Origin of the sequence: Paenibacillus sp. 7523-1 (genome assembly GCF_002276415.1) — a bacterium.
Lineage (GTDB): Bacteria > Bacillota > Bacilli > Paenibacillales > Paenibacillaceae > Paenibacillus > Paenibacillus illinoisensis_A.
In genome coordinates this window covers 19802-45833 of record NZ_NPBR01000028.1, presented here as the reverse complement: position 1 = coordinate 45833, position 26032 = coordinate 19802, and the positions used below count along the sequence as shown (strand labels likewise).

General features: G+C 47.2%; 24 protein-coding genes. 14 read left to right on the top strand and 10 right to left on the bottom strand.

The features are described from left to right. Positions 1-10 precede the first annotated feature (10 nt). Together CHH60_RS26055 and CHH60_RS26050 are read right to left on the bottom strand one after the other, a co-directional pair. On the bottom strand, positions 11-736 hold the full coding sequence (locus CHH60_RS26055; RefSeq protein ID WP_095361856.1) for an RluA family pseudouridine synthase: 726 nt from the start codon (positions 734-736) through the stop codon (positions 11-13). Next, the gene (locus CHH60_RS26050; protein WP_095361855.1) at positions 736-1599 is read right to left on the bottom strand and encodes a class I SAM-dependent methyltransferase; all 864 of its coding nucleotides are present in this window, start codon (positions 1597-1599) and stop codon (positions 736-738) included. Before CHH60_RS26050 ends, CHH60_RS26055 begins: the two co-directional genes overlap by 1 nt. Positions 1600-1849: 250 nt before the next feature. On the opposite strand from CHH60_RS26050, the gene CHH60_RS26045 reads away from it, so the two are divergent. From CHH60_RS26045 to CHH60_RS26035, 3 genes are read left to right on the top strand one after another with little or no spacing between them, the layout of a single operon-like run. Continuing rightward, a complete protein-coding gene (locus CHH60_RS26045; RefSeq protein ID WP_095361854.1) occupies positions 1850-2302 on the top strand; it encodes a flavodoxin in 453 nt (150 codons plus the stop codon). A 5-nt stretch (positions 2303-2307) separates the two neighbouring features. Continuing rightward, positions 2308-3111: a hypothetical protein gene (locus CHH60_RS26040; RefSeq protein ID WP_095361853.1), complete on the top strand. Its 804-nt coding sequence runs from the start codon at positions 2308-2310 to the stop codon at positions 3109-3111. A gap of 52 nt (positions 3112-3163) precedes the next feature. Next, entirely contained in the window at positions 3164-3727 is a 564-nt protein-coding gene (locus CHH60_RS26035; protein WP_095361852.1) for a nitroreductase family protein, read from the top strand. 26 nt (positions 3728-3753) lie between these two features. On the opposite strand, the gene CHH60_RS26030 is transcribed toward CHH60_RS26035, so the two are convergent. Both CHH60_RS26030 and CHH60_RS26025 read right to left on the bottom strand, forming a co-directional pair. Continuing rightward, positions 3754-5211 (bottom strand): 4-hydroxyphenylacetate 3-hydroxylase family protein, encoded by a 1458-nt coding sequence (locus CHH60_RS26030; RefSeq protein WP_095361851.1) that lies wholly within the window; start codon positions 5209-5211, stop codon positions 3754-3756. 203 nt (positions 5212-5414) lie between these two features. Beyond that, complete coding sequence (locus tag CHH60_RS26025) at positions 5415-5567, bottom strand: DUF1540 domain-containing protein (protein WP_095292667.1); 153 nt, start codon at positions 5565-5567, stop codon at positions 5415-5417. Between the two features lie 459 nt (positions 5568-6026). On the opposite strand from CHH60_RS26025, the gene CHH60_RS26020 reads away from it, so the two are divergent. Beyond that, positions 6027-6839 carry an AAA family ATPase gene (locus tag CHH60_RS26020; protein ID WP_095361850.1) on the top strand — a complete coding sequence of 271 codons (813 nt, stop codon included), beginning with the start codon at positions 6027-6029 and terminating at the stop codon, positions 6837-6839. Between the two features lie 114 nt (positions 6840-6953). On the opposite strand, the gene CHH60_RS26015 is transcribed toward CHH60_RS26020, so the two are convergent. Together CHH60_RS26015 and CHH60_RS26010 are read right to left on the bottom strand one after the other, a co-directional pair. Continuing rightward, entirely contained in the window at positions 6954-8417 is a 1464-nt protein-coding gene (locus CHH60_RS26015) for a HAMP domain-containing sensor histidine kinase (protein ID WP_095361849.1), read from the bottom strand. Beyond that, positions 8402-9088 carry a response regulator transcription factor gene (locus CHH60_RS26010; RefSeq protein WP_095361848.1) on the bottom strand — a complete coding sequence of 229 codons (687 nt, stop codon included), beginning with the start codon at positions 9086-9088 and terminating at the stop codon, positions 8402-8404. The genes CHH60_RS26015 and CHH60_RS26010 overlap by 16 nt, the downstream gene beginning before the upstream one ends. A 189-nt stretch (positions 9089-9277) precedes the next feature. On the opposite strand from CHH60_RS26010, the gene CHH60_RS26005 reads away from it, so the two are divergent. From CHH60_RS26005 to CHH60_RS25965, 9 genes are all read left to right on the top strand, one after another. Continuing rightward, entirely contained in the window at positions 9278-9991 is a 714-nt protein-coding gene (locus CHH60_RS26005) for a YceI family protein (RefSeq protein WP_095361847.1), read from the top strand. Between the two features lie 346 nt (positions 9992-10337). Continuing rightward, a complete protein-coding gene (locus CHH60_RS26000) occupies positions 10338-14669 on the top strand; it encodes a glycosyl hydrolase 53 family protein (protein ID WP_176476215.1) in 4332 nt (1443 codons plus the stop codon). Between the two features lie 164 nt (positions 14670-14833). Beyond that, positions 14834-15874, top strand: coding sequence for an SPFH domain-containing protein (locus CHH60_RS25995; protein WP_095361845.1), 1041 nt, complete (start codon positions 14834-14836; stop codon positions 15872-15874). Beyond that, entirely contained in the window at positions 15871-16896 is a 1026-nt protein-coding gene (locus CHH60_RS25990) for a sugar kinase (protein ID WP_255248093.1), read from the top strand. The genes CHH60_RS25995 and CHH60_RS25990 overlap by 4 nt, the downstream gene beginning before the upstream one ends. Before the next feature lie 83 nt (positions 16897-16979). Then, positions 16980-17690, top strand: coding sequence for a response regulator transcription factor (locus CHH60_RS25985; RefSeq protein WP_095361844.1), 711 nt, complete (start codon positions 16980-16982; stop codon positions 17688-17690). After that, entirely contained in the window at positions 17691-18680 is a 990-nt protein-coding gene (locus CHH60_RS25980) for a sensor histidine kinase (protein ID WP_095361843.1), read from the top strand. It abuts the gene before it with no gap. 186 nt (positions 18681-18866) lie between these two features. Continuing rightward, on the top strand, positions 18867-19637 hold the full coding sequence (locus CHH60_RS25975) for an ABC transporter ATP-binding protein (RefSeq protein WP_095361842.1): 771 nt from the start codon (positions 18867-18869) through the stop codon (positions 19635-19637). Then, positions 19612-21561: an FtsX-like permease family protein gene (locus tag CHH60_RS25970; protein ID WP_095361841.1), complete on the top strand. Its 1950-nt coding sequence runs from the start codon at positions 19612-19614 to the stop codon at positions 21559-21561. Before CHH60_RS25975 ends, CHH60_RS25970 begins: the two co-directional genes overlap by 26 nt. 132 nt (positions 21562-21693) lie before the next feature. Then, a complete protein-coding gene (locus tag CHH60_RS25965) occupies positions 21694-22035 on the top strand; it encodes a cupin domain-containing protein (protein ID WP_095361840.1) in 342 nt (113 codons plus the stop codon). A gap of 154 nt (positions 22036-22189) precedes the next feature. Here the strand turns inward: CHH60_RS25965 and CHH60_RS25960 are convergent, their stop codons facing one another. Genes CHH60_RS25960 through CHH60_RS25945 form a run of 4 tightly spaced genes read right to left on the bottom strand, consistent with a single transcriptional unit; the run spans position 22190 to position 24640 of the window. Beyond that, positions 22190-22498 (bottom strand): metal-sulfur cluster assembly factor, encoded by a 309-nt coding sequence (locus CHH60_RS25960; protein ID WP_095361839.1) that lies wholly within the window; start codon positions 22496-22498, stop codon positions 22190-22192. Positions 22499-22522: 24 nt separating this feature from the next. After that, a complete protein-coding gene (locus tag CHH60_RS25955; protein WP_095361838.1) occupies positions 22523-23755 on the bottom strand; it encodes a hypothetical protein in 1233 nt (410 codons plus the stop codon). A gap of 14 nt (positions 23756-23769) precedes the next feature. After that, positions 23770-24357, bottom strand: a complete 588-nt coding sequence (locus tag CHH60_RS25950; protein WP_095361837.1) for a DUF2249 domain-containing protein — start codon at positions 24355-24357, stop codon at positions 23770-23772. A gap of 49 nt (positions 24358-24406) precedes the next feature. Next, positions 24407-24640, bottom strand: coding sequence for a DUF2249 domain-containing protein (locus CHH60_RS25945; protein ID WP_095361836.1), 234 nt, complete (start codon positions 24638-24640; stop codon positions 24407-24409). 322 nt (positions 24641-24962) lie between these two features. On the opposite strand from CHH60_RS25945, the gene moaA reads away from it, so the two are divergent. After that, positions 24963-25961: a GTP 3',8-cyclase MoaA gene (gene moaA / locus CHH60_RS25940; RefSeq protein WP_095361835.1), complete on the top strand. Its 999-nt coding sequence runs from the start codon at positions 24963-24965 to the stop codon at positions 25959-25961. The last annotated feature ends 71 nt before the right edge of the window (positions 25962-26032 follow it).

The window sequence follows — 26032 nt, the reverse complement described above, 5'->3', positions numbered from 1 at the left end:
GGTTAGTCCATTATTCTTTAAACGCATCCTCATACACGCCAGATGGCCATTCCGTCCATGGGAACTCGCGGGGAGGCAGCGATCTTAATGTGATCTCTTCCTTGGTTACCGGGTGCGGAAAAGCCGCGATGGCAGACCAGAGAGCGATCTGCTGTCCAGGCTTGTTCACACCTGCACCGTACTTCTGATCTCCAAACAAAGGACAGCCAGATTCTTTCATTTGAACTCGAATCTGGTGCGATCTGCCGGTGTGAAGTTCGATGTGTACAAGACTGTATCGGTCCGTTTGACCGATAACCCGGTAATCCAGAACAGCGTCTTTCCCGCCGGGTGTACCTTTTGGTACAGCTGTTACTGTGTTCGTTCGCGCATCTTTCAGCAAAGTATGCCTTAACGTACCCTGCTGCGCAGGAAGTTTACCATGGACAACGGCCGCGTATATTTTGCGAAAATGCCGTCCGCGAACCGTTTCAGACAATCTGGAAGCCGCCTTGGAGGTTTTGGCGAAAATCATTGCACCTCCAACGGGACGATCCAGCCTGTGAACCAGACCGAGATATACATTGCCGGGTTTATTGTACCGTTCCTTCAAATCCTGCTTCAGGAGCGTGAGCAGATCGGGGTCTCCCGAGGCATCCTCCTGGGTAGGCACATTAACAGGTTTCGTAATGCCTAACAGGTGATTATCCTCATATAGTACAGGAATATCACCCGATGGCTGTACGTGATCAGACATCATGACTCCCAGCGTCCCAGAATGCCGCAAGGCAGGTCCAGACCACTGCGTGTAATCGGCAGACCGATCTCACCTGCAGTAATGCTGCCTCCGTATTGAGCAGACATCGTCATCGTCAGCATGTTGCGCAGAACTGTGGATGAGATGCCAGTAGTGTAGGAATTAACCAGCATGAATAGTGGATTATCCGACAAAATACTCATGCAAGATTTCAAGAAGGGGAATAGATTCTCTTCCAGCTTCCACGTCTCTCCATTAGGTCCCCGGCCGTAGGACGGAGGATCCATAATAATCGCATCGTAACGGTTACCACGGCGCTGTTCCCGTTGTACGAATTTGAATACATCATCCGTAATAAAACGAACAGGGCGGTCTGCAAGACCCGAGAGTTGAACGTTCTCCTTGGCCCACTGCACCATTCCTTTGGCTGCATCCACGTGAACTACTGAAGCACCGGCATAAGCTGCTGCAACCGTTGCACCGCCCGTGTAGGCAAACAGGTTAAGTACGGAGATGGGCCGTCCTGCATTCGAGATTTTATCCATCATCCAGCTCCAGTTGGCAGCTTGTTCAGGGAACAGGCCTGTATGCTTGAAGCTGGTCGGTTTAATGTGAAACTTAAGGTTTTCGTATCCAATGGTCCAGCGTTCCGGAATTGGCTTCTTCATATCCCAGCTGCCGCCGCCGGAAGAGCTGCGGTGATAGTGACCGTGCACCTGGCGCCATTCATTGGTTTCTTTTTCGAGAGGCCAAATAATCTGTGGATCGGGTCTGCGCAAGATGACATCGCCCCAACGCTCCAGTTTCTCGCCGCCTCCTGTATCGATTACTTCATAGTCCTTCCAGTTCGATGCTACGTACATAGTCGTTTATCCATCCTTCAAAAGTCATTTGGATACTATTGTACAACAAAAAAGGGGCTGTACGCCAGTTGGGGTGGGCAGAAGGGGCTTTTGTTGTTTTGGATTTGCTGTGTAACCATATCCTGAAAATGAAGAAAAGATGAAAATTTAATTTGACAATGATAATCATTATCACATATGATTTTGATAATTCAGATGTCCTTATGAACTGCATGATCTAGATGAATAAATTAAAGTGAGGGAAAAATAGATGGCTAAATTGTTGGTGGCTTATGCGAGCATGACTGGAAATACGGAAGAAATTGCAGAACTGATTGTAGAAGGAATTACACAGGGAGGGCATGAGGCAGTCCTCAAGGATGTAATGGATTGCAATGCAGCAGATGTGCTTGAATATGATGGTTTCCTGATTGGAGTATACACATGGGGCGACGGGGAACTGCCCGATGAATTCCTTGATTTTTACGAAGAGCTGGATGAACTGGACCTGAGCGGCAAAAGAGCGGCTGTCTTCGGCAGTGGTGACACATCTTATGAACAATTTTGCGGAGCAGTGGATATTGCAGCTGCGAAGCTGCAGGAGCGCGGGGCGGAGGTATCTCCAGAGATGCTGAAGATTGAGTACAGTCCGATGGAGCAGGAGAAGGATACATGCCGTGAATTCGGTAAACGCTTCGCTGCTGCCGGACTACAGGTGTCCTAGAAACTATGTTGAAACCTAATGTTCAGGCAGCCGTTCAACCGAGAGGTACGGAACATTCGGAGCGACTGCTTGAGGATTATAAATTGGAGGAGATGCTTCGCAGCCCGCATCGATTCATTCGCCCAGAATCGGCGCCTGCGGAGCGGTCCCCGCTGCAATGGAGACACCGCGTTCAGTATGCGGTCAGTCATGCGGTTAATGCCTTTTATAGTATGGACCCGGATGTGCGCAAGGAGGTTCCGGTACAATATCTGCTGGAAAAGTGGTGGCCGAAAAAGGCAGCAGGTTTCGACTCCATCCTTCATTACTGGGATGTGAAAAATAAAGTCATTGATGAACTATCATTGGCAATTGCCATGAACGATGATTTGAAGCATCCCATGATCCTGTTTGAACAGTGGAAAACCGAAGTTCCTGCACTTTCCATGCACTTGTCGATGATTGTCCAGACAGCTTGGCAACCGGAAGGGTGGGACTCTCTGCTGCTTCAAAAATTCATGGTGGTCCACGATCCAAACGTAGTTGAAGCTTTTCAGCATATGGCCAGTGTGTTTTGCTGGGAAGCCTTTGGGAAGCTGCCTGGCATGATTGAAATTTACTGTTTGCTTGAAGGTCGTAAAATTCGATTCATTCCGGGACGTCAATCCCTGATTCGTTCAATGGATTACATCAGGCTTGTACGTGACAGTATCCCACAAACGGAACATTCGGAAACGGAACATTTCACCTCCCGTGACAAAGCCCGGATACATGAGGAAGTTGACCGAAGAAGAAGTGAAGTGGAGCCCAAGAAAAACTGGCTCATGTAGATCTGCAAGGAGAGTGTCTGACAGAAAGTGAAGATAAAGGAGGAGCGATACAATGTTAACCGGTGTGAATCAGTTGGGGAGTGGCAAGAAGCGAGCAGGTAGCTGCGAATTCAGCCCACTTCCGGTACCACAGTCGGTGATTGGACGTTTGCTGGATGAGGCAGACCCTTCTCTGTACGTGATGAGCTCTAAACCCTGGCGATTTATGCTTTTTGCTGGAGAAGGGCGCCAGCTCTATCTGGAAGCAGTCAGACAGAGCTATCCTCCTCACTTGGCAGACCGATATGGTGACTGGGCCGCATATCAATATACAGAAGCCATCCCTGCGCATCTGATTGTCGTTGCACCAACGGGCAGTCAAGAGGATCATATGCTGCCTGCAAAAGCCTGGAGCAGGCGATTCTCCATGCTGGCAGCAGAACAGGGACTGCATGCCGTTTGGAAAATGAATGATTATCAGCAGCACCCCGTTTTTATGAATCTGATGGGCTTAACCAGTGAAGAGCAGGTAGTAGGAGTCTTTCATATCGGTTACGGAGACCAGCCTGCATTAAGAGACGTGGATATCAGCAGACCAGCCTCTGAACTGATGACAGTCTATGACCATCTGATTTAAAACGTTGCCTCTTGGGCGAACAGAAATTAACGATGCGTGTCTGCCAGAAAATGGCTAACGAGCTGACGGTACGTGTCTACTCCAGAATAGGTTGAGTACAAGCGGTTGGATACGGTAATACTGTTCCCGAAGAAAAAACGTTCGAATTGGGTCTGTCTGCCACCGAATGAACCTGCACCTAGCTCCCAGATCAAACGGAAAAGGGAAGTGCGCTGCTGTGCTGTCATATCCGTTCCTCTCAGGTAGATGTCCAAATGTGTTGCTGCATCCGTTTTGAACTCTTCCTCCTGAGGCACCATAATCATCCCGCTTGAAGCCATCAACTGGATAATTTCAATCATCTCGGGATACAGCTTCGGATACAGAATATTGGCAGCCATCAGTGGCTGTGGTGCAGGAAGTATAAAACCTCTACCATCAGGGATGGCACTAGCTTCAGTTGCGATGGCTAAGGCCTTAAGAGACTCAAGTCCGGCTAATACACGTGCCGTTTTTTCAACGACGTGTGCTTCAGAGGCAAGGTCAAGCGTATCGGTGAGCAACTGAAGTGTTCCCAGGATGAATTCAGTTTTGGCAATATATCGGCATAACACTTGATGTCCCGCGTGAATGTGGAAGTTGCTTCCGCTAAATAGACGCGAGGACATTTCTTCGTTTCCGGCAAAGAAAATCCGATCATGTGGCACTAAGACATGATCAAAAATGACGATGTTATCCATTTCTTCGTATCTGGAGCTGAGCGGAAAATTAAAGCGTGATTCAGATGCATAGGTATCCCGACAAACGAGGGTGATGCCTGGCAGATCATTAGGTACGGCAAATGCAAAGGCGAATGGATTCTCGTCGTCAAATGGGGCAGGTGAGGGAGACGGGTATACAAAAATTTCGTCACAAGTTGCACCCTGTGTAGCCATCATGAATGCCCCAGTGATAATAAGGCCATCTTTGGTGTGCTCAACCACCTTGGCTGCGATTGCATCCTCGGTAGCGTCCATCTGCCCGGATATTTTGCTGGCGTGTGGTTGTATAAAAGCATGAGAGAGGGTAATATCATTGTCACGACAGAAGGCATAGTAGTTCCTCAGATTTTCAGCGTACTGCGGAGATAAGTCGTTAAGGAGATCCGCTGCAGTATAGAATGACATGATGGCCGTGTTCATATAATCGGGTGACCGACCCAGAAACCCGTGATGAGCGTTTGACCAGACACTCATCGCTTCACGGCGTTTCCGCAGATCATCAACTGTGGTGGGCGGCAGAAACGATAGTCCCACCGGTTTACCGTCTACGGGGGATTCGTACGTCATCTTGCCTGCAAGCCGTGGATCTGACTGCATGTCGTAGAGTTGCGCTTGTGTCTCCATGAGGCCTTTGAAAGCAAGATGTTCTGATCTTTTACCCGTAATGAGTTCTCCCTTATACCAGCAGGGGACAGTCTGGGAATTGATTCGTTCAATGTACTGCTTGCCACTTTTAACAGGCATCGTTATTCACCTCTTGGATCTAATCGTTCATGGGCAGATTGACTGCTCTCGTAGTTTACGTGGGCAGCCTCCTTTATGTGCATCCTGACAGGGGAATAACGAACTTGGCAAAAAGGCTTGATAATAATTATCATTCTTGTTACAATACAAAAAGAAAAAGGAACCGGCCAGGGCTCCTTTAACTTAAAACAATGGTAAAGTTTTTATTTTACTTCAAAGGTTTTGCAGTCTGTTTCAGCAGACTTGCTTGCTTCTTGAGAACTGTGGCTCACGATATAGATCGAATCAGCATTACATTTGTTTTCCTCAGCCCAGTGAACGCAGGAATTTACTTCACACAATACGTCTTTTGCCATGATTAATAACCTCACTTTGAGTTAGATTACATTCGTTGGTATTAAGATAAGTCCGACTTTTTTCAAGTTGCCGCTTGAAGTTCGGAACATTTTGTCCTCTTAATAAAGAGGGCTTATTTGCGTTATACACAACGATGCACTTTCAGAATAGCAAATTTGGGCAAAGCATGCAACATGTGCAATGCCTATACAAAAGCTTTTTGCGCGAGGGAGGAAGACTGACTTTGCAAAAAGGTGGTCGTATGCTATGATTAAATAGTAATAATTACGATTAAGTTGAAGTTCAAATAAGAAACTCACCACTAACTCACAACAAACTATTTATAAGTCGTTTAAAGTGACGATTATAAATCTTAGTTGATCGTGACCTCTTTATTCGGTTTCTTAAACATCAATTACTTTAGGCTTGGAGATTCGCAATTTACTCTCCTGGCATGAACGAAGGAGAGTTATCAAAACATGAGCAAAACAAATCATATGAACCGTATTCCCCGTGCCAAGGGAATAGATATGGCTGCTTTTTATTCACCGAAAGAGTGCACACGCAAAGTGAAGCACATCGTCTTCTCACAGGAGAACGAGCGTGTCATTGAGGAATTCCTGACCATTCTCGGCATGAAGGAACGCTTTGTGGAACATGATGTTTCCATGCCAAACAAATTGGTTATGTTTGGTCCTCCCGGTACCGGGAAGACATTAACGGCATCCTACCTGGCCTCCCGGCTTAATCTCCCACTGGTTTTAGTACGACTGGACGCCATCATTCACAGTCATTTGGGAGAGACGGCTACGAATGTACGCAAACTTTTTGAGTATGCACGCCTGAATCCCTGTGTCCTGTTTTTGGATGAGTTCGATGCCATTGGCCGCACCAGGGAGAGCAATGATGAAGTGAAAGAGATGGCCAGGGTAGTTAACACCTTGCTGCAGTGTCTTGATGAATTCGAAGGCGATAGCGTACTTGTGGCAGCCACCAATTTGGAAACCCAACTGGATCATGCCGTATGGCGTCGATTTGATACCAAAATAACGTATGGCATGCCGGATGAAGAGAGCAGGCAGCGATATATCAACAAACTGGTTGGACAATTTGAGCATCAGCCAGACCTGAAAACCTATATGTGCAAGCAGTTAAAAGGGTGCAGTTACGCCGATGTGGAGCAGATTGTGCTCAAAGCCAAACGGAAAGCGATTATTACGGACAGTCCATTGCATGAACAATTGATAGCTGATGCATATGATGAGTATATGCCGCGATTATTATCTACATAGAAGCTGAGCCGAAACATTATTGTCCGATAAACAAAATGTAAAGATATAACGAAACAGCCCTGCCAGGAATCCATTCAGGAAACCGGGCCGGGCTGTTCTGCTGTTTAAGATGTTCTAAGCATTTACTGGTGAACGGTAAGCTTTTTCCGGAGTTGTTGCTTCAGGTGTCTTCCAGCGTGGCAGTTTCAGCGTAAACTGACTTCCTTTTGGGCTGCTTGAGGTGAGGGTCAGATCTCCACCTTGTGCTTGAGCGAGAAGGCGGCTGTATGTGAGCCCAAGTCCCAATCCCCGAGACCGAAGCTTCTTGAGCTCGCCGCGGTAGAAACGTTCAAATATTTTGGATTGATCTTCCTCGGCTATGCCTGTTCCGTTGTCCTGTACGTCTACGTAGAGATCGTGTTCTTCAGCTCGCAGGCGAATGTCGAACAACGTGGTTTGCCCCGAAGCTGTGGCCTGCAAACCATTATTCAGCAGATTGACGATAATTTGCTGAATCCGCAATGCGTCACCGATCGTATACAGTGCCCCCGCAGGTACATGCATTGCCACTTCCGGTGATTGATCTTCGTAAGCGATTTTCCACTGGTAAATAATCTCCCCAACCAGCAGACTCAGATCAACGCGCTCATGACGTACGGCAACACTGCCTGCACTCATGGCATTATAGTCCAGGAGATCAGCCACCATGCGTTCCATACGTTCGGATTCTTTTAATGCGATATCGAGAAATTCCTTGCCTTCCTGCGGGCTGACGATATCATCTCGAACGGCCATAACCAGTCCTTTGATGGAGGTGACCGGGGTTTTTAGCTCATGGGTAACCCCTGCCAGTGAGAGATTACGCCATTCCTCCAGCTGCTGTAATCGCAGGGACATTTCGCGAAAAGAATGGACGAGTTCATTCAATTCCTGCTCCCTGGTGTCCAGATTCAGGTTTACATCATAATTTCCGGTTCGAATCTGCTCTGCAGCATGTGCAACCTGGCGAATGGGTTTGGACAGTTTGTGGGACAGAAGATAGATTGTAAACCAGCCACACAGAATGAGAGCAGCAAACAGCAGACCTACGATCAGCAGAGTGTCGGGACTGTAAGTTATGGCTTTTTTGGACTGCAGCACCCATACTTTACCAAGCGTCTGGTCGGCATCCACTACATTGACGGTTACACCCGCAAATTTGTGGTTTCGCGGCTCCGACAGATCATCCGACAGTCTAGTGTAGACTTCCTGCTGGGTCATTTTCGGGTTCGAATAGATCAATTGATTGTTGTTGTCGAGAATCATGATGCAAAAATGATTATCGGTATTAAAAAGCTTGGTACGCTTGTCCACCAATCGATCCAGATCAGGAGGGATGTGCAGTTTGTTTTCAGTCCCGGATACCTTCTCCGCAATTTCAAGCCCCAGAAGCTCAGCGGTTTTGAGACCTTTCTCCAGGGAAGTGGTCCTGATCCAGTAGAGTGCCCCCGCAACAATAATGATGAAGCCGATGCAGAGGATTAGAAAGTATTGAAGCGTCCAATAGGAGAGAATGGATGTTTTTCGTTTAGGCGTTTTACGGCTTAGTTTGCGATCCAAAATTGATACCCCATTCCCCTTAAAGTCCGGATTTCTCCTGTTTCTGGCAGCCAGTGGGAGAGGGCCTGACGCAACCGTTTAATGGAAAGATCCACAGCCCGGTCACTTCCGTCATAGTCCATGCCCCATACCTGTTCAATGAGATGCTCCCGGGTGAACGTTCGATTCGGATATTCAGATAGGAACATCAACAGCGACAGGTCGCGTGGCGTTAACGCCACTTCTGCACCATTCAGCAGTACCTGTTTGGCTGCCAGATCAATGACCAGATTGCCGAAATAACGTTTACCTTCCCCTTCTGCTGTCCAATGTGGATTGCGGCGAAGTACGGCATTAACTCTTGCAACCACTTCCTCCGGCACGAAGGGTTTGCTCATATAATCGTCGGCACCGGCATTCAGCCCGTTGAGACGGTCCTGAATGTCGTCTAGTGCCGTTAGCATAATGACAGGGCAAGGGCTTTTTTCGCGAATCACTCTCAGCAGATCCCAACCATCCATCCCTGGCAGCATGACATCGAGCAGAACCAGGGCGGGTACGTCAGAATCAAATAAAGTGAGAGCAGTGGGTCCATCTGCGGCATGACGGACCTCAAAACCCGCTTTTCTCAGATAAGCAGCCAGCACACGCGCAATTGCTTGCTCATCCTCAACGATAAGTATGGATTTCAAGAAGGTGTCTCCTTTCACGACATAAGCTTGTGTACTGATTTTACATGAGCCAGGGCTTAAAGCCAATTAGGCAAATATTTTCAGGAAAAGAATGAGGTTTTCATCCTTTTTGACGTCATCCTGACACATTGGGTTGATAAGATTCTTGCAACAACCAACATATACAATGACCAATTGGAGGAGATAGAGATGAATAAAAAGACAAAAACATGGGTGATATCCGGCGTCGCTGCAATCGCAATTCTTGGGGGCGGAGGTTACTATGTCGCTAACAGTTATATGGGGAACAACGTAGCTATTGAGCAGGTACTACCAGCAAGCACTGCAGCATCCACAACGGAAGCAGGCACTGGTACAACGGTTGCAAATGAAGCAGCAAGCTCGGAGCAATTAAACGGGGATTGGACCATTAGCGAAGGCTCGAAGGTATATTTCTCGGTAACGACATCACAGGAGACCGTCAATTTTGTGGACGAGCAGGTAAGTGGAACCTGGGCGATTAATTTGGACGATGCTTCCCAGATGAAAGCGGAAGGTCAGATTGAGATGAGCGGAATTGATTCGGGTAACGGTCAGCGCGATGGTCACGTGAAAGAAGCTGATTTCTTCGATGTTAGCACACATCCGCAAGCGACTTTTACGGCCACTTCTTTTGAAGGTATGCCCGCGGAATGGACTGCAGGACGAACCGTGGATTTTAAAATGAACGGTACCCTTACGGTTAAAGGTGTCGAAAAAGAGGTTACTTTTGATGCAAAGGCTGCCTATGAAAATGATCAGGTACTGCTGTCTGCCACGACGACGGTGACTTTCGAAGACTTCGGTATGGAGAATCCTCACTCTGTTGTATTATCCACAGAGAATGATATTCAGGTCCAACTGGAACTGAAGCTTGACAAATAAGTGATTTGTTCATGAAACGGTTAAGACACGGATCCTAATTCAAATTAGGATTACTGTTGATCCGATTTCATCGGAAGGAATAATATAGATAGTAAAGCCTGTCCCAGATGCCGTAGGCAAAGGGGCAGGTTTTTTTGCGTCAAGGCTTTTTTTTAAGACAGGGGGAGCAGAACGACTTCATGGTTCGAATGGTTCGGCCAGCAGCACAGATATTAAATTGTTTGAAATAACTGCTGTTTCCTTTGGAAAATGCCGTGTTCCGGCTTACTGTGAAGCGCTTACAATAATATAGATTTCATCAATGATTCAATCATGTTCAGTCAATCGAAAAAGGGGGAGATCAAGAGTGAACAAGAAATACATCAGCGGCTGCCTGGTCTTACTCATGCTGTTCTGTGAGTTGGGCTTCTGGGTACGTCCGGCTGGGGCAGCAGGGGTAAACGTTGCATTGAATAAACAGGTTACCGTGAGTGCAGAGGATCTGCAGTACAATGGCAACAAGGAAAATGCCGTGGACGGCAGCGCCGATACCAAATGGAGTGCAGACAGCAGGAATGAAGCAGAACAGCCTCATTGGTTAATGGTCGATCTGGGAGGAACGTACCAGGTATCGGGAGCTGAAGTGACATGGAAAGATAAAGGCCAGGTGGTAAAGTACCATGTTGAAGTGTCAGCAGATGGCGCTCAATGGACAACGGCAGCGGATCACCGAACGAACGAAACAGCAGAAGACATCGCGAAGGTGAGTTTTCAGGCTAACGACGTGAGGTATGTGAAGGTTACGATTCCATATTATGCTGGTCCAGATTGGTGGCCAGGCATTGCCGAATTGAAAGTCTGGGGGCAAGAAGAGGGGCTTACGCCAGAACTCATTACATCGTATGCACCAATTTCTATTTCCACATTAAAAGGTGTTGCACCCGTTATGCCTGCTGAAGTGCAGGCTCATTATTCAAATGGAAAGACGGCAGATGTTCCCGTATCATGGAACGCGATAGATCCGATTCAGTATTCTTCCGCTGGAAGCTTCACTGTTACGGGGGATGTATATGGAGCGCCTACTCAACCGGTAGCTGATATTCAGGTTGGGGGATACCGGAATGATTTTGTACGTGGAGTGGACATCTCAACCTTAACGGCAATTGAAGACAATGGCGGTAAATATCTGGACAGTGATGGGACGGAAAGGGATCTGCTCGACATCCTTAAGGACCGCGGCGTCAATTATGTTCGTGTCAGACTGTGGAATGATCCACAAAAGTCAGGTGGGTATAATGATAAAGATGATGTAATTCGACTAGCTAAACGTGTTAAGGAAAAGGGAATGAAGATCCTGCTAGATTTCCATTATTCCGATGAGTGGGCTCATCCAGGTCAGCAGCTTAGGCCGAAGGCATGGGAGGGCTTATCCTTTGAAGAACTGAAACAGGCGGTATTCAATTATACGTCTGAGGTCGTAGGTGAGATGAAATCGTCGGGCGCCATGCCGGACATGGTTCAGATCGGGAACGAAATTAACAGCGGTGTTCTGAATGGCCTGAACAGCAATGTGAATTTTGATGAGAATGTTGCCTTACTGCAGAGTGGTGTAGATGGGGTGCGGGCTGTTGATGGTGGAGATCAGGTTCAGATCATGATTCATCTGGCAGAAGGCGGCAAACCGGAACTGTTTGATTGGTACTTTGGAGAAGTGGAGAAACGTGGACTGGATTATGACATCATTGGTTTATCCTACTATCCGTTCTGGCATGGGACCTTCGCAGACGTACGGCAGACGATGAATACTGTCTCCGACAAATATAAAAAAGAAGTCATCATTGCCGAGACCTCATATCCGTTTTCCTACAAAAATGGAGATGCCCATGGCAACATCATTGGAAGTCCAGAGGCGCTGAATGTGGGAGGAGCGACTTTCCCGGCTACGGTGCAAGGTCAGCATGATGCCATCGCCGGCATTATGGATATGATTGCAGAAGTTCCTGATGGCCGCGGAGCGGGCTTTTTCTACTGGGAGCCGGCATGGATTGCCGCCAATGTGGGTTGGATTGCTTCAGAGGGAGACGCGTGGGAGAACCATGCCATGTTTGACTATGATGAATATCCTGCCAATGGAGGGTACTCGTTCGAAGGTCGTGCCTTGGAGTCACTGAATGTGTACAAACGAGGGATGGATACCCTGCCTGTAGACCGCCAGCAATTATGGGCAGCCATTAAACGTGGGAGTGAAATGGTGGCTTCTGATTATACGCCGTCTAGCTGGATAACCCTGGCACCAGCCATTCAGACAGCGAAGGACACATATCACAAAGCATATACTTCAGAGGTTCTGACACAACAGGAGACCGATGAAGCTGCAGCAGCACTCGAAGCTGTTATGCAGCAGCTTGAAGTTATTCCGGCTGATCGGAAGGCGCTTGAAGGCAAAATTGCAGAAGCAAAATCATATCATGAAGCAGATTGGTCTACCGCAACATGGACCGTTTTCAGCAAAGCACTCGCCAAGGCTAAACAAGTACTTGCTGATCCAAGAGCGACCCAGACCGAAGTGAATCAGGTAGTGATCCATTTGGAGAAAGCCATTCAGGGATTGTCCGATGTAGACAAGACTCTGCTTATACAGCTCATCGAAGAGACTCAGCAGCAGAGTGAATCATCGTATACTTACCGAAGCTGGAGCCTTTTGCAGACGGCGCTGCAGGCAGCCATTGTGGTAAGAGACAAACCCGATGCTATCCAGTCTGAAGTCAATCAAGCAATGGGACAGCTTCAGCAAGCCAGTCGTGACCTTGTTCAACTCGAAGCCTTAACAACAGGAAAGACAGCAACAGCCTCCACCAGTGCAGGAACGGGCGGCGGACAGAGCAACTCACCTGATGGAGCGATTGACAGCAACCCGAATACATCATGGGGAACGGATCAAAGTGTAGGCAGCTGGTGGCAGGTGGACCTTGGCACCATTGCCAATATTCGTAAGTTAGAAATGTCCATGTGGAGTGGAGGCATCAAATACAGAATCGAAGTCTCTGAAGACAATGAAAATTATGTCACGGTGGTGGATACCACAAGTGATGTCGTTGTATCCACCAGTCCAAGACACATACTGCCGGAAAACACTCAGGCACGTTACATTCGGGTTACCATCACAGCCGGTTCGACATGGGTAGGATTCATGGATTTTGAGGCATATGGAACATTTCCTGCAGACAAAACTGCTCTTCAGATGACCGTGGACTCGGCGTCCAAGCTTCAGCAAAATCAATACACGGCTGCGAGTTGGAGCAGATTGGTGGAAGCGCTGACTACTGCCAAGGAATGGATGGACAATAACGAAGCTTCAATTCAGAATATCAGTGAAGCTGACAGCGCATTAAAAGAAGCCATGGGTCAGTTGGTCCGGCAGGAGTCAACACCTGGACCATTGCAACCAGTCCAACCGTCACAGCCATCCTCACCAGGAAATCCAGCGGTTACAGTACCTGCACCTGAAACGGAACTTCAGACCGAAAAGGGTTCTACCCTAATCAAAGGAGTTTTGACCGGGAAAGATCAGTATTCTGTTTCACTGAACGAACAGCAGCTGGTTCAATTAGCTAAAGGGCTGGAAGCAGGTAACCAGCAGTTGAGTTTGGTTGCAGACATTGCTGAGCCATACCAAGCAGTCACATTCCAATTGCCTGTGAGTTCACTCGGAGCATGGGTTCAGACGCAGGCGTTACAGTCACTGGAGCTGAGAGTGGGCCAGACTTCGGTACGCATACCGATGAAATCACTTCAGGAGATCCATGCATCGACCGCCAAAACACTGGATGTGGTGATATCGAAGGGGTCCACTGCGAATCTGTCCGAGCAGCAAAAAGCAGTGATTGGTAATCACTCCGTTATCGATGTCAAACTGTTGGTGGATGGCAAAGTGCTGCCTTGGACGGGTCGAGCTATTGAGGTCGCATTTGCGGGTATAGCTAAACCGGCGACAGCGAATACAGTTCCCATAGTTCAATCCATATCGCCAGATGGTCAGATGAAGACAGTCCTGTATTCCGCATTTGATGATTCTGCACAGGTCATGACATTCAAGCCGCTTCAATCCGGTTCATTCATTATTGGAGAGGTGAATGTGCCTCTGACGGATATACAAGCACACTCTTGGGCAGTGAATGAAGTGAAGAGTTTGTATGCTAAAGGAATTGTCTCCGGGATGTCCGGTGACCGTTTCGAGCCGTTGGGTGAGCTGACCAGAGCCCAGTTCTTGCATATGGTTGTTCAGGGAATTGGTGAGTCTCATATTCCGAACAAAAACGGATATTTGCTAAATGATGTATCCGAAGGACAATGGTATACAGATTCGATTCGTCTTGGTTCGGAGATGAACATTATTCAGGGACGCCCTGACGGATCTTTTGGAGTGCATGAACGGGTTACCCGTGAAGAAATGGCGGTTATACTGGAACGTGCCATGAATGCTGTGAAGCATGATGAAACGTCCGATTTGGATGTATCCACTGGTGCGGAGTTCAGGGATAACGAAGGTATCTCAGGTTATGCGAAGCAAGCCGTGTCATCCATGCAGCAGTTAGGTTTATTGAAGGGCATGGGCGATGGAAACTTCGCTCCCAAACAGACGGCTAACCGTGCACAAGGTGCTGTTGTCGTCGCCAGAATGATGGAACTGCTATATTGAAATAGGGAAGCAATGAAATACAGACCTGTCTTAAGGCTGCAGCCAAGAGATGGGTCTTTTCTTTTTTTTTAGGAATTCATTAATGTCATATTGACATTATCATTTTTGTTTGTTATCATTTCGATAATATCATAATGACATTATTAAGAAATGGGGAATGAGCGATGTTTGGATTCCGGTTCGTGAAGTTTCAACCCAGTGAATATGTAATGAAAATTAAAAACGGCAAGGTGCAGCGCGAAGGTGTAGGACTGTCCTTTTATTATTATGAGCCTACAACGTCGGTTGTTGTTCTGCCTGTATCATCCGTCGATGTTCCGTTTATGTTCGAAGAGATTACGGCGGACTATCAAACGGTGACAGTTCAGGGCCAATTAAGCTACCGCATCGTGGATTACCTGAAAATAACGCAAAGCTTAAATTACACGTACAACTTACGCAAAAACAAATATATCTCTGACGATCCTGGCAAGCTTGATCAACGTGTGATTACGACTGCCAAAGTATTAACCAAGAAGCACTTGGAGCAGATGCCATTGAAGGAGGCCATTCAATCCAGTGAACGGCTTGCAAGCAGCATGAAGCGCGAAGTGGTGCAAAGTGAGGAGCTTGAAAAATTGGGCGTTGAGCTGATGAGTTTATCCATACTGGCCATTCTGCCGAATAAGGAAACGATGCGGGCGCTGGAGGCACAGGCACGGGAAGAAATTTTACGTCAAGCGGATGAGGCTTTATATGTGCGCCGCAATGCCTCCATTGAGCAGGAGAGACGAGTGAAGGAAAACGAACTTAATACGGAAATAGCCGTGGAAACGAAAAAGCAGCAGATCAGGGAGACACAATTACAGGCGGAGCGTTCGGTCAAACAGAAAGAAAATGAAATGGAGCAGGAGCAGCTTCAATTCAACACGGCCATGGAGGAACGGAAACAGCAGCTCATTGAATTGACCATTGCCAACCAAAATGCTGAAGCGGATGCGAAAGCCTATGAAATTGCTGCCGTTATGAGATCATTGCAGGATGTTGAACCGAATGTACTTCAAGCAATGGCCAATATGGGAATGAATTCGGATAAACTGATTGCCCTGGCATTTCAGGAGTTGGCAGAGAATGCAGGGAAAATTGGTCAGCTCAACATTTCACCTGATCTGCTGCAAGGCTTAATGTCGACACCTGGAAGAGAGAGGGGAGGCCATGTACGATGAGACTGGGGCACTCCAATAAGTCTACACTTACACAGCATGCTGACCAAAACCATCTTGGCGATGCCAAGCTGATTCTGGTCAAACGCAGAACAAGATTGGAAGAACTCGTAGTGCGTTATAACACGGTGCAGCAGGCCCAATTTTACATTGAACGTCTTGGTGCCGATTTCAGTGATTATATTGAAGAGGATCGACGTTATCGACATTCCGTGCAGCAGGCCCAGCATCAGCTGGGTCAACTCGGCCGGGTACAGACCATTGACCGGGAACATGTGCCCAATTTTATATTCGGAGAACAGGACATCGTTGTGGTTGTAGGGCAGGATGGACTGGTGGCGAATACGCTCAAATATGTGACGGAACAGCCGCTCATCGGTGTGAATCCCGATCCCATGCGATGGGATGGCGTACTTCTTCCTTTTACGGTGGAGGATCTGAAGATGATTATTCCGGATGTGATGCGTAAACAGCGTTCCTTGAAAGAAGTAACTTTGGCAAAAGTGGAACTTAACGATGGACAGTTTCTGTATGGGGTTAACGATCTGTTCATCGGACGGAAGACCCATGTCTCAGCCAGGTATGAGGTCCGTTTGGGTTCCTCGGTAGAACAGCAGTCATCGAGCGGTATTATAGTTTCCACCGGGCTCGGATCGACAGGCTGGTTCAAGAGTGTGTTGGCTGGAGCAGCCGGTATTGTGGGGTCCGAAGCTTGGAAGCATATGCACATCAATGATGATGTGAACGCTGTTAGTCCGGTTGCCCGAGGGAATCAAAGGGAGAACTTTGGGTGGGATGCGCCCTATTTGTACTTTACAGTTCGTGAACCGTTCCCGAGCCGGACAACAGCAGTTAACCTGGTGTTTGGTCAGGTTCACCCGAAACAGCCCCTGCGGATCGTATCGCAAATGCCCGAGGATGGGGTCATATTTAGCGATGGGGTGGAACAGGACTTTCTCGAATTCAATTCCGGGGTGGAGGCCACCATTGGTCTTGCAGAGAAGCGGGGACGTCTCGTTGTCTGATCCTTTATTTCCGGGCCATTTCGGTCTAGAATGGGATACTAGATGTGAACAGGGCATTCTGGTGTGGAAAGAGAGGTTATACAATGCAATCGATATTATTGGTTGAAGATGATGCTAAGCTCGCAGGCTTATTGTCATCATATCTCAACCGAAATGGTTTCCAGGTATATGTCGTGGATGATTTCCGTCATGTTCTGGATGAATTCTTGGAAGTCGGTGCGGATCTGGTCCTGATGGATGTGAACCTTCCGCAATTTGATGGTTACTATTGGTGCAGACAGATCCGCACGCATTCCATATGTCCAATTTTATTTATTTCAGCACGTGACAGCGGAATGGATCAGGTTATGGCGCTCGAACATGGTGCGGATGATTATATCACCAAACCTTTCCAATACGAAGTGGTTCTGGCCAAGGTACGAAGCCAGCTGCGTAGGGCGTACGGAACATATGCTGCAGCTCAGCAAGAGTTAAAAGTCCGAAATGGACCCTTGGTGCTGTATCCCGAAAGGTTCGTACTTGAACATCAAAATCTAACTGTGGAGCTGACCCAAAAAGAATCTGTCCTGGTTGAAGCATTAATGAGCAAGGCCGGGCGGGTGGTGGGCCGCGAACGACTGCTTGAGCTGATGTGGGAAGATCAGCACTTTATCGATGATAATACACTGAATGTGTATATTACCCGAGTCCGTCGCAAGCTGAAAGATCTGGGTGTAGAGGATTTGCTGGAGACGGTGCGGGGAGCGGGCTATCGTTTACTCGATTTGGGCACGGCTGCTCAGGAGGGATTGTAAATGAAACTTTTCTTCAGAGACCAGTTACCCCTGATTGGCTTTTATTTGCTACAGATGCTGATAGTCCCTTCAGTATACTGGCTTTCGGGCGAAGCTCGTCCTATTCGTATTGTCCTGTACGGCATGTTGATCAGCACGGTTATCTTTGTCGTGTATCTGATTGTGCGTTATGCGCAGCTTCATCATGTCTATCGCGCGCTTCAAAAGCCAAACGATCTGGTCAGGGAACCTTTTCAGCCGCTGGGTTATGCTCCAATGGCGCAAGCCATTAGAGGGGTACTCCACGAACAAGAACGAAATCAACAGCAAGAAATGGGTGAACTGCGTACTCGAAACGAGCAGCAGGTCGTTTTTATGAATCGCTGGGTTCACCAGATGAAGACACCATTGTCGATCATTCAATTAACACTGGAGGATGTAGAGGATCAGACAGCTGGCAGCATTCAGGATGAACTGGACAAAATGCGCAAAGGGCTGGAGATGGTTCTTCATTCTTCCAGATTGGAGCAGTTTGAAGAAGACTTTCGTGTAGAGCGTCTCTCTCTTGGTGAAGTGATCCGAGGAAGTATTGCTGAAAATCGTCGCCTGTTTATTCGCAAAGGTATCACACCGGACATCCGGATTAAAGAGGAGCTCCACATATACAGTGATGCCAAGTGGTTACGTTTTATGTTTACCCAAATTTTGACCAATGCCGTTAACTACTCGGACAGCAGATCTGGCCAAAAGGTCATTATGACCGCCTACCTTAAGGGTGACCGAACCGTATTGGACATTCAGGATGAAGGAATTGGCATATCCGCGGAAGACATTCATCGCGTGTTTAACCCTTACTTCACAGGGGAGAGGGGAAGGCAGTATCATGAGTCCACCGGGATGGGGTTATATCTTGTTCGCGCGATCAGTACACGTCTGGGAAACCAGGTTGAACTATTCTCCAAACTGGACGAAGGGACACTGGTCCGCTTCAGTTGGGCGGATCAAAAGTAGAGCGCTTTGCCTGAGGGCGAGGTGCTTTTTTTGTAGATAAAAACAGTTGCAGTGCAAGGGGAACATAATCTTAAAGCTGTTGTAAGGAAAGTTTAAGGTTATTCGATAGCAGCGATGCGGGAGGTAGGTTACGATAAAGATAAGATCAAGGAACAATAAGATTGGTTCCATTGGAGGGAAATAGATATGGAGATGTTACAGGTCTCGGCACTGAATAAAATTTACCAGGGTAAAGTACAAACTCAGGCACTTAGCGATATTCATCTGTCTATTAAACAGGGTGAGTTTGTTGGCATTATGGGTCCTTCAGGAAGTGGCAAAACGACGTTGCTGAATATGGTATCTACGATAGATGAGCCTAGTTCGGGCAAAGTGCTCATTAACGGCAAAAATCCTTTTGAAATGAGAAAAAAAGAACTCGCCATGTTCCGGCGCAGGGAACTCGGATTTGTCTTTCAAGATTTTAATCTGCTGGACACCCTGACGGTTGCAGAGAATATCGTATTACCCCTAACGCTCGACAAGGTGAAGTATAGGGAAATGGAGAGCAGGTTGACTCGAATCACGAACCAGCTCGGGATTGATCATATTCTAGACAAACGCATTTATGAAATTTCAGGCGGACAGCGGCAGCGTACCGCCATTGCCAGAGCCATGATTAACATGCCATCGATCGTGCTCGCGGATGAACCAACAGGGGCATTGGATTCCACCTCCTCACAAGCCGTGATGGAATCACTTGAACAGATTAATCAGCAGGAGAAAACGACCATTATGCTGGTGACGCATGATCCACTCGCCGCCAGTTTCTGTCATCGCATCGTTTTTATCAAGGATGGGAAACTTGCTGCAGAAGTCCACCGTGGGGATAACCGTCAAACCTTCTTCCAGCGGATCATCGATACCCTATCCTTTTGGGGAGGTAATTCACATGAACTTTCCTCAGTTCGCGTTTAATAATATTCGGCGGAATGGACGGGCGTATGTTGCCTTTTTTCTGAGCAGTGTATTCATGGTTATGATCTTCTTCGCTTATGCGGTATTCAGCTATCATCCTTATGTGGCGAATATGCCGATTGGCAAGACAACGGCGTCTGGAATGCAAATCGCCTCAATTATTGTGTATGTATTTGCGATCTTTTTCGTCATGTACTCCATCGGTGCCTTTCTAAAATCACGGAATAAGGAATTCGGCATCTTGATCATATTGGGTGCAGAACCAGGACAGATTCGAAGACTTGTCATCATGGAAAATATGCTGATCGGTTCCCTGTCCATTGTGGCTGGCATAGGTGGTGGCATGTTGTTGTCCAAGCTGTTCCTTATGCTCACTACACGGTTTATCGGTATGGAGGATCTGCCCTTTTATTTCCCGACAAAGGCAATTTTGATTACGGTGGGTGCCTTTTTGCTGTTATTTTTCTGTATTTCCCTGTTCACATTGCTCTTTATCGGTAACAAGCGGGCGCTTGAGTTGTTAAAAGGTACGAGTAAACCCAAAAAGGAACCCAAAGCATCCTGGCCGCTCTCCCTTATAGGGCTGGCCTTACTGTCGGCTGGTTTTATAGCTCTATACAGTGATTTATCTGGTGGAAATATACTGATCGCTGCGGTAGCAGGTATAGCCGGGACCTACTTCTTCTACTCTCAGCTCTCGGTTCTGGCTATTCGATTAATGAAACGCAACCGTAAGCGGGTGTGGCACGGAACTCGATTGTTGTGGATTTCGGAGATGAGTTACAAGATTAAGGACAATGCACGAATGCTGTTTATGGTGACGGTCGTGATTGCCATCGCATCGATGAGCGCTGTAGTCATCCTATCCCTGGATCAGCAAAATCGCCAGGTATTCAAGGACAATGCGTTCCCGATTCGTTACAATGTATACAGTGCATTAGATCAGCCCAATATGGCTCCAGTTAATGAAGTGCTTGATGAAGCAAATCTGGAATATCAGGAAGTCTACCTGAAGTATTTTTATGCGAGCACGAATGACAGCGGGGTAACACTGTTGTCACTAGGTGAGTACAATGCGTTGAATACCATACGGAAGAAACCGACGTATACGCTGACAGATCACGCAGCAATTTTCATTGACTCTCGAAATGAGGACAGGCCGCTGGAGCATGAGAGATTTCATCCTTATACGATTGGGGAGCAGCTCGTATTAAATACCGTATCAGAGACTCTTGAGCTCAATATAGAGCATACTGAAAAGGATCCGGTATTTGGCGATCTTCTCTATTCAACAGCGATGGTGGTAATCAATGATGAGGAATACAACGAGCTCACGAAATCCATGGATAAGCGAGTGCTTTCAGGCAAATATCTTTATCAAATCCCATCATGGGGCCAATCTGTACCGGATCGTGATTCATCCGAAGCTCTGGTCAGTCATCGTTTGAAAGACATCGATGAAGTAATAAGGGAACACTCTGCGGATAAGGAGTTTTCCGGCTATTTCACGACTCGTTATACGGATTTTGAGGAATTCAGACAGACGACAGCGCTGATTACCTTTTTGGGTATTTTCATTGGTCTGATTTTCTCAATCTCATCAGCCAGTTTTCTATATTTCCGATTGCACACGGATCTCGAAGCAGATGGAAGAATGGTACGTTCGCTTTCGAAGATGGGACTCAGTTTCCAGGAGATGAAGAGATCATCTACGAAACAGATTGCAATTCTCTTTTTCTTTCCCCTTTTAATCTCGATTGTGGAAACACTGGTTGTGGTTAGACCGTTCCTGACTCAATTCGGGATTGCCAACTATACCGTTCCTGTGTTAACCGTGTTTGGTGCGTTTTTGTTGGCACAGACTCTTTATTTCTTTGTTATTCGTGCAAAATATATCTCTTCGTTGAGAAAAATGATGGTATAGATCATATTGAGGGCAATGCTGATCAACACTTAATCATTGAGCCAGCCGGGATTCCTTGATTCTAATCAAGGTGATCCCGGCTATTGTACTTTATGATGAATTCATCTTAAGATTAGAGAAGGAGGAATCATCATGAGCAAGATTTCTTTGCAAGCCGTCAAGGAGTTTCAGACCGAACGTTTTACCAAACGCATTCTGTTTCAGCAGAATGGTGGGGTCACGTTTGCGCTGCATTTTCTGCCCGGACAACAACTGCCTGTCCATAAACATCCTGGATCGGATGTGCTGGTTCTTATTATTGAAGGAGAAGGAACAATTATATTGGATGGAGTCGAACAGAAAGTACAACAGGAAGATGTAATCTGCTGTAGTGGAGAAGACACATTTGCATTCCATAACACGGGAAACCGTGAAGCTCGGTTGTTTGTTGTATTAAACAAGGTGCCCGATGAATCGTACGCCCGTGACATATAAAATGGTTCGGAGTCACTCAAGGCCTGTAGATTTTTCATAAAAATTATCAAAACGTATACCTAGCAAAAAACGTACTACACTCTCATGTATGCAGAGTTGTAGTACGTTTTTTATCGTGTCTATATGCTCATCAGGAGCCACTTGGATTACCCATTTAAAAATATCCGAGCATTTCCTTGGCTTCTTTCGACATCATATCGGGAGACCACTGAGGTTCCCATACCAACTGTACATCTACATCTTTATGGTCTGTATGCTCCTGCAGTACCCATTTCACAGCACCGAGAATCGTATCATGCAGCGGGCAGCCTGGTGTAGTCAAGGTCATGCGGACCGAGACCCGTTCCGGCTCCTCCTGCACTTCATATACGAGCCCAAGGTCAACAATGTTAACGCCTAGCTCCGGGTCGTATACTTCCTTAAGGTACACAAGCAGTGGGTTTACCTGTTGCGTCTGTTCCATATGTTCCACGCTCCATTTCTATTCTTAATGTTGGAACACCCTTGCGATCATGAAGATATAAGCCATGGAGAAAATCGATAAAAGAGTACCACCGACCATCATCACCTCTGCCAGATTGATCAATACCCCACTGACAAGCAGAAGGCTGGAAGTAGCCATGGCAATCAAACCCCAGCTCACATGACGCTGATTTAACATACCAGCCATAAGAGGTGTTCCTGGTTTTCCGGCTTGCTTGCCATATTTGTGTGTCCACCATAAGAAGGGGACAATCTTCGAAGCATAACCCAGAATGGTTAATGAGACCCATCCACCAAGATAGACCCAGCCTGCCAGAAGGACTACCCGCGGATGAAGCAGCAGTTCCGGTCCTTGTGATGCATAGATCAACAGAGCGACCATTAATGCTGCCAGTGCACGGCTTACATAGACTGACCAGCGTATGCCTGGGCCGGGATTGTTTTTGTGACGTTTCTCCTGTATTTGTTCCAAATGGTAGACGTACACAAGCATACCTGCTGTCAGCAGCAGGAGTGCGAGCCAGAGCAAGCCTCGTTTCATATCAGCTAGAAATGCCACAACGCCTGTAATGACAGCTGCATTCCACAACAACAGGACTATCTTTTGAAGCCGAACCGGATAATGGTGCGAAAGATAGAACATGGGCAGCATTTTGTAGCTGAATCCTGTAATTAACATGCCGAACCACCCGATGGTCCCCATCCAGATATGAGCCCCGAATATTCGTTCATGCAGTCCGTTCCATTGTCCGAATGCAAAATTCAAGCCCATTAACATACCCGTCAGGCCGGTAAGAACCAAATAAAGACAAGCACAAGCCGTACTTACCGTAATCGGATTCCATTGCGCTGCTCGAAATAACGTGACCGCCATATTCCATCCGAACAACAGAATTCCAATCAGGGCACAGGTAGCGAAACCTGCAAGCCAGCGTACATCTGCCTGAATGAATCCATACAACATGCCAGTGACGCCAATGCTAAACATCACGTAATGGATGTAACCAAGCCGTGTACTATAAATATCCGATTGCAAAATCACATGAATCAGTTGATATACAGCCCCCATGGCCAGCATGGTCGCCCATCCCAAGACAAACAGATGGGCATGGAACCATCCTTCCGGCCCTCGTAACTCATCACCAAGCCAGCCTGTCAGGGACAGAAGGGAAAACGCATGGTACGCGATAAATCCGAGGATGCCTGTTACGATAAACCAAAATGGCAGCCTGGACATGGCGTTACCCTCCCTTATCCTTTTACGATTCTTAGCTTGGCTGTACCATCCGCCTGATCCTCTACGGTGTAAGAGCATCCGAGATTATTCAGTTCTTCCATCAAAAATACAGGAACACGGTCATTATGGATGAGAACCGTTTGACCAGGCTCACAGCGCTTTAGTGCGGCGAGGGTTCTCATCATTGGCTGTGGCGGCTCCAATCCCCGGTTATCCAATGTGATGGTTGGGGACAGGGGCATCTCATCAGAGCTGTAAGTAAATTCAGTTGAGTCAGGCTCTCCGGCACAGCCAGTAGGAGTTTCTTCCTGGTTCAGGTCTTTTGCAGTATGAAACGTCCCTTCCTTGGACCACGTTTTATTTTTCCGATGTACGAATGTGGTACGCCAGTGCTCAGCATTGACTCGTTCCGATGAATGGGAATAGCCTCTCATTTTTAGTATGCCGAGCAGGGGTGTCGGCTTGAAAGGAGCGTGGAGCACAAAAACATCCATGGGGTCCAGCCCCTTGACGGTGTTCATGATGAGTTGGAACGGCTCAAGCTTTTTGCTTAAATGCGGCCGGACATCGAGTTCAATGATTCGGTTATCCGTTGAAGACATATGGCTCACATCCATTCCTATAAGTTCGTGCTCTGTTTGGTCCATCCATTTACAATTTACTGATTTTGACCTGGAAGACAGATGGCCCCTGTTCGATATATTCCCAGGTGAAACCTTCTGGATGAGTGGACTGAAATTGAAATCGCAAAGGCACCGGATCATGGTCATTGATAAGCAGCATGGCCTCATTTTGCGGCAATTGTTTGAACGTTTCGAAGATGATTTTATGTTTCAGATGCGGTGGATACTCGGTTGCGTTAATTGTTGCTGCATATGTGTTCATAGGTTGTTCCTCCTGGATCGGTTTAGTGTGGTGTTGCAAACTGAGTATAGAAAATATGTACGGTCCCCTGTGTGAGCGTGCTCACACATTTTGTTTTGTCATAATCTTGCCTCATTTTTTACGGATTCCTGCTTGGAACCGGGATTGCGGGAGATTGAGATATAGATCATGTGCATTATGTTTCACTCATTGTGATATTTTGCACAGTTACGTTACAGAGACATCCTTATATTTAGCGACAAGATGACAAGTGATGAGAGGAAAGGTGAATCCCTCCATCCCGCCATAGTGAAATTACACCCAGAGGAAGGGGGAGTTTGAGATGCAAGCTGGACTGGTTGATCCTTTTGGAAGAGTTCATGATTATCTGCGCATCTCGGTTACGGACCGCTGTAATCTGCGCTGTGTATACTGCATGCCGGAGGAAGGGATGCAGTTTGAACCACCGGATCAGATCATGACACATGAAGAAATTGTCTCGGTTGTTCAGGCGCTTGCTCCGCTTGGGATCAGGAAATTGCGTCTGACCGGCGGGGAGCCTCTTGTCCGAAAAGGACTTGATGGGCTAATTTCCCGTTTATCTGAGATTCCTGGCATTGAGGATATCGCTATGACAACCAATGGCATATATCTGGCCGCATGCGCGGATCGTCTGAAAGAAGCCGGGCTGACAAGAGTAAATATCAGTCTGGATTCCCTGCAACCTGAACGGTTTACCCGAATTACCAGGGGAGGCAAGCTGAAACGGGTGCTCGATGGTGTAAGAGCCAGCCAAAAAGCCGGTCTGCAGCCAATCAAACTGAACGTGGTGCTTATGAAAGACGTGAATGATGACGAGGTTGAGGACTTCTTGCGCTTGACTCTCGATGAAGAGATACATGTTCGCTTCATCGAATACATGCCCATAGGGGAGAGCGGAGAAGCCTGGAAATCGGGTTTTATGTCACTGCAGCATGTACTGGATACATGTGAGAACAGCTGGAATTACAAAAGCTGTGATGTCTATAGCCATGGACCGGCAGATAGTTACCGTATTGAAGGAGCGGCGGGCACATTCGGTCTGATTCATCCTGTAAGCAGTCACTTTTGCGGTACATGTAACCGATTGAGACTTACGGCAGACGGCAATATCAAGCCCTGCCTTTATTGGTCGGATGAATTCAACGTACGTCCACATGTCGGTAATGCCAGTGCGGTTCAAGCCATGTTTCTTAGAGCGCTGGGGGTTAAGCCCGAAACGCATGACATGCTCAAAGCTCTTAAAGGCGAAGAAATTCGAGGTGTTCCGTCTCTCCGACATATGTCCCAAATTGGAGGTTAGCTGGATGTAAGTGATAAATGTCGGCAAGGGATGTTATTCCGATCTGAAACTACATGTCATATTAGCAGGAG

Coding starts and splice junctions, on each gene's coding strand:
- CHH60_RS26055 (WP_095361856.1), bottom strand. CDS start 736: ATGTCTGATCACGTACAGCCATCGGGTGATATTCCTGTACTATATGAG.
- CHH60_RS26050 (WP_095361855.1), bottom strand. CDS start 1,599: ATGTACGTAGCATCGAACTGGAAGGACTATGAAGTAATCGATACAGGA.
- CHH60_RS26045 (WP_095361854.1), top strand. CDS start 1,850: ATGGCTAAATTGTTGGTGGCTTATGCGAGCATGACTGGAAATACGGAA.
- CHH60_RS26040 (WP_095361853.1), top strand. CDS start 2,308: ATGTTGAAACCTAATGTTCAGGCAGCCGTTCAACCGAGAGGTACGGAA.
- CHH60_RS26035 (WP_095361852.1), top strand. CDS start 3,164: ATGTTAACCGGTGTGAATCAGTTGGGGAGTGGCAAGAAGCGAGCAGGT.
- CHH60_RS26030 (WP_095361851.1), bottom strand. CDS start 5,211: ATGCCTGTTAAAAGTGGCAAGCAGTACATTGAACGAATCAATTCCCAG.
- CHH60_RS26025 (WP_095292667.1), bottom strand. CDS start 5,567: ATGGCAAAAGACGTATTGTGTGAAGTAAATTCCTGCGTTCACTGGGCT.
- CHH60_RS26020 (WP_095361850.1), top strand. CDS start 6,027: ATGAGCAAAACAAATCATATGAACCGTATTCCCCGTGCCAAGGGAATA.
- CHH60_RS26005 (WP_095361847.1), top strand. CDS start 9,278: ATGAATAAAAAGACAAAAACATGGGTGATATCCGGCGTCGCTGCAATC.
- CHH60_RS25995 (WP_095361845.1), top strand. CDS start 14,834: ATGTTTGGATTCCGGTTCGTGAAGTTTCAACCCAGTGAATATGTAATG.
- CHH60_RS25990 (WP_255248093.1), top strand. CDS start 15,871: ATGAGACTGGGGCACTCCAATAAGTCTACACTTACACAGCATGCTGAC.
- CHH60_RS25985 (WP_095361844.1), top strand. CDS start 16,980: ATGCAATCGATATTATTGGTTGAAGATGATGCTAAGCTCGCAGGCTTA.
- CHH60_RS25980 (WP_095361843.1), top strand. CDS start 17,691: ATGAAACTTTTCTTCAGAGACCAGTTACCCCTGATTGGCTTTTATTTG.
- CHH60_RS25975 (WP_095361842.1), top strand. CDS start 18,867: ATGGAGATGTTACAGGTCTCGGCACTGAATAAAATTTACCAGGGTAAA.
- CHH60_RS25970 (WP_095361841.1), top strand. CDS start 19,612: ATGAACTTTCCTCAGTTCGCGTTTAATAATATTCGGCGGAATGGACGG.
- CHH60_RS25965 (WP_095361840.1), top strand. CDS start 21,694: ATGAGCAAGATTTCTTTGCAAGCCGTCAAGGAGTTTCAGACCGAACGT.
- CHH60_RS25960 (WP_095361839.1), bottom strand. CDS start 22,498: ATGGAACAGACGCAACAGGTAAACCCACTGCTTGTGTACCTTAAGGAA.
- CHH60_RS25955 (WP_095361838.1), bottom strand. CDS start 23,755: ATGTCCAGGCTGCCATTTTGGTTTATCGTAACAGGCATCCTCGGATTT.
- CHH60_RS25950 (WP_095361837.1), bottom strand. CDS start 24,357: ATGTCTTCAACGGATAACCGAATCATTGAACTCGATGTCCGGCCGCAT.
- CHH60_RS25945 (WP_095361836.1), bottom strand. CDS start 24,640: ATGAACACATATGCAGCAACAATTAACGCAACCGAGTATCCACCGCAT.
- moaA (WP_095361835.1), top strand. CDS start 24,963: ATGCAAGCTGGACTGGTTGATCCTTTTGGAAGAGTTCATGATTATCTG.